Raw genomic sequence first — 3,267 nt, forward strand, 5'->3', positions numbered from 1 at the left:
TGAATCTTATTTCATCGCTTCATGTGGTGGGGTGACAGTCTCGGCATTGAGCCAGTACATTGAAAGCCAAGGTACTCCCGCCTCTCATCCCGGCCCAAGCGCTCCGCGCCGCTAGCGCGTTCGCTTCAGCGGGACGTAGTCCATACGTCCTACGGACAGAGGGCGGGGCTTCTCGGCGGTTTAGCTAACGGCGGGCCTGGCCAAAATGTTCCGCACTGCTGACACGAACGGGATCGGGGCTTTCACTCGGCGTGGCAGCTCATCGACTTTCCAGGATCGGGCTATGCTGGACTGAGGACTACACCCATCTCCCTGTTGCTATGCGAGACCTTCTGCGCGACATCCTTCGGGACTGCTCTGGCTTTGTGGAACTGCGCTACCACAGCAAGGTGTTCCGCAGCGTCACTGCCGAGAAGGGCTGCCTTGAGCGCACCGCGGTTCGTCGCCGTTCCGGAGTGGGGGTGCGGGTGTTGGAAGCAGGTACTTGGGGCTTCGCTGCCACCGGGGATCCCTCGCCGGCTGCCATTCGGGAGGCCATCGCTGAAGCTCGCCGTGCCGCCCAAGCCAGCGCCGACTACCGCAAACAAAAGCTGGGATCCCTGCCCAGTGTGCGGCTGGCCCAAGGGGAGTTCTGCGAGCCCGGTGTGGAGGAGGTGTTGAACAAACCGCTGGAGGCGAAGATCCAGTTGGCTTTGGAAACCGAGGCGCAGGCCCGGCAGGCCTCTCGCCAAATTAGCTCCGCCAGTTGCACCTACAACGAGATCTACGAGGAAAAAGCCATTGTCACCACCGATGGGGCGGATGTGGCCTTTCGTCTGGTGCGCCCCGAGCTGCGAGTTCAGGCGGTGGCCGAAGCTGCCGGCCAGCTCAGCAGTGGCTCCGAGGCCATTGGGGTAACAGGGGGATGGGATTGCCTGTTCCGCTCGCATCCCTTGCAGATGGCGGAAAAGGCGGCTGCTACCGCGGTTGATTTATTGTCCGCAGGCTACGCAGAAGGGGGATGGGCCACGGTTATTCTGTCGCCTTCCATCGTGGGGCTGTTGGTGCACGAGGCCATTGGTCACACGGTCGAGGCGGATTTTGTTCTGGCGGGTTCTGTGGCTGCCGGCAAGCTGGGGCAGCGGGTGGCCAGCGACTGGGTTACTCTCAAAGACTCCGGCCATTCGGAGTTTATGCCGGGGGCAGGGGGAACCCTTCCTGTGGACGACGAGGGCGTTCCTACCCAAAGCACCACCATCATCCAAAACGGCATTCTGGTCAGCTATCTCCACAACCGCGAAACTGCTGCCCACTTTGGCGTAGAGCCCACCGGCAATGCCCGCGCCTGGGAATATGCCGATGAGCCTTTGATCCGCATGCGCAACACCTTCATTGAACCCGGATCCCAAACGCTAGAGGAAATCATTGCCAGCACTCCCGATGGCTACTTCCTGGATGGGGCCAGGAACGGGCAGGCGGACTCCACGGGCGAGTTTATGTTTGGGGTAGAGCGGGCCTACCGCATTCGCGATGGCAAGCTGGCGGAGTTGCTGCGCGGTGTCACCATCACCGGCAATGCTTTTGAGGTGCTGCAATCGGTGGATGCCGTCTCGCGGGACTTCCTGTGGGACTTGGGATCCGGCCATTGTGGCAAGGGTCAACCGGCCAAGGTGGATGCGGGCGGCCCCTACATTCGCTGTCGGGCCATTGTGGGCGGACAGCAACCTGCCTAGGAGCTTTCCCGGGCACTTGGGACGGCGGTTGCGCCAGCAGGGCAGCGCACCTAGACAAATCTGACAAATCTATCGATGGGGTAGGGATCCCTGTAACCGTTCCTGCGCTACTGCGGGTACCACTGCTTTTCCCAAGCACGCATCTGCTCAATCTCCGCCTGCTGGGTGGCCAAAATTGCCTCTGACAGTTGGCGAACCTGGGGGCGCTGGGATTTCTCCAAGGCCTCTTTGGCCATGCTTAAGGCCCCCTCATGGTGTTGGATCATGGCCTGCAGAAACCGCCGGTCAAACTCCGGGTCGGCGGCTCCCAGGTCTGTGTCCATGCGCATGGAGGAGATTATTTCTGGGGTCATGGCCATCAGATGCCCCATTTCCTCATGCCACATCACGGGATCCTGGGGAGCTTCTGGGTACCAGCTCAGCCGCCAAGCCCGCATTTGCTCGATTTCTTGGCTTTGGGTCCTCAAGATGGCCTCTGCCAACTGACGAATCTCCTGCCGCCGGGATTTTTGCAGGGCCTCCTCGGCCATGAGCACAGCCCCTTCATGGTGCAAGATCATGGCATCGAGGAAGCGCAAATCGAAGGATTCATCTGCAGGGCCCAGGCTCATCAAATGAGCCATGTGAACAGAGGGATCCCCATTGTGGTTATGAGAAGCTGCCTCTGCCCTCGGCCCCTCCCCGCCAGCCCAAGTGGTGCTGAGGGCAAACACACTGGCAAGGAGCAGGCTACGGCCAGTCTTGTTCAAAAGCACCGCTATTTCCCCCTGACAACAGGACGACAACAGTCCCAATATTCTAAAGCCCCTCCCGCGGGGGATCCCAGGAGGGGCAATAGATCTACCCAAGGATTTAGCGAGGGAAAACCACCTGGGCTCGCAACTCGCCCGGCGGGTTGGCCTGCGTGTGAATGTTGATGTAGTAAGCTCCGGCCAAAAAGCTGGAGACTTGCTCAGGGGTGAGGTTGGCTTCCAGTCGGAAATTCCCCGACTGATTGCCTGGATTCGGCAACATGTTCAAGACAAAGACCACCGGCCCTGTGGCCTGGGCGAAAGATTGTCCTGGCTGCGGCTGAGCAATGTGAATATGTCCAGGGCCAAGGTAGTGTCGCGTATTTTGTGGGTTAAGCATGGAGGGCGGAATGGACCGAGAGGAGCTCAAGAGGTTGACCAAGGAGGAGATCAGCCGGCGCATCCGGGAAGGGGTCAAGGCCGTCATTGAGCAGGTGTCGGAAGAAGAGATGACCGAGCACCTGGCTGCGGGTTACCGTGAGCGCACCCCAAGCCGCCGCGGGGAGCGGAACGGCTACTACACCCGGGACCTCATCACGCCGGCGGGCAGGATCGCCCAGCTCCGGGTACCCCGGGACCGGGAGGGGACTTTCCTGACCGAGGTCTTTGAGCGGTGCAAGCGGATGACCGGGGAGGTGGCGGTTCATTTGGGGTAGGGGCCCCAAAGCGGAAGCGGTGCTGGAGATGTACCTGCAAGGGGTCTCCACCCGCAAGGTAGCGGCCATCACGGAGGGCCTGTCCCGGGTGCGCATCGGTAAGGACGC

General features: G+C 60.9%; 4 protein-coding genes and 1 pseudogene. 3 read left to right on the top strand and 2 right to left on the bottom strand.

The genetic code is table 11. The features are described from left to right. Window positions 1-115 (top strand): annotated as a pseudogene (locus tag ACVWZ1_RS14205) (IS200/IS605 family transposase); the annotation flags it as partial. A 205-nt stretch (window positions 116-320) separates the two neighbouring features. Next, window positions 321-1,712, top strand: a complete 1,392-nt coding sequence (locus tag ACVWZ1_RS14210) for a TldD/PmbA family protein (protein WP_457503734.1) — start codon at window positions 321-323, stop codon at window positions 1,710-1,712. Window positions 1,713-1,819: 107 nt separating this feature from the next. Here ACVWZ1_RS14210 and ACVWZ1_RS14215 read toward each other — a convergent pair whose 3' ends face one another. Both ACVWZ1_RS14215 and ACVWZ1_RS14220 read right to left on the bottom strand, forming a co-directional pair. Then, a complete protein-coding gene (locus ACVWZ1_RS14215; protein WP_457503735.1) occupies window positions 1,820-2,461 on the bottom strand; it encodes a DUF305 domain-containing protein in 642 nt (213 codons plus the stop codon). Between the two features lie 103 nt (window positions 2,462-2,564). Further along, complete coding sequence (locus ACVWZ1_RS14220; protein ID WP_457466418.1) at window positions 2,565-2,843, bottom strand: CHRD domain-containing protein; 279 nt, start codon at window positions 2,841-2,843, stop codon at window positions 2,565-2,567. Between the two features lie 34 nt (window positions 2,844-2,877). Between ACVWZ1_RS14220 and ACVWZ1_RS14225 the strand changes: the two genes are divergently transcribed. Beyond that, window positions 2,878-3,159 carry a transposase gene (locus ACVWZ1_RS14225; protein WP_457466419.1) on the top strand — a complete coding sequence of 94 codons (282 nt, stop codon included), beginning with the start codon at window positions 2,878-2,880 and terminating at the stop codon, window positions 3,157-3,159. Window positions 3,160-3,267 lie beyond the last annotated feature (108 nt).

Source organism: Thermostichus sp. MS-CIW-25 (assembly GCF_054060015.1).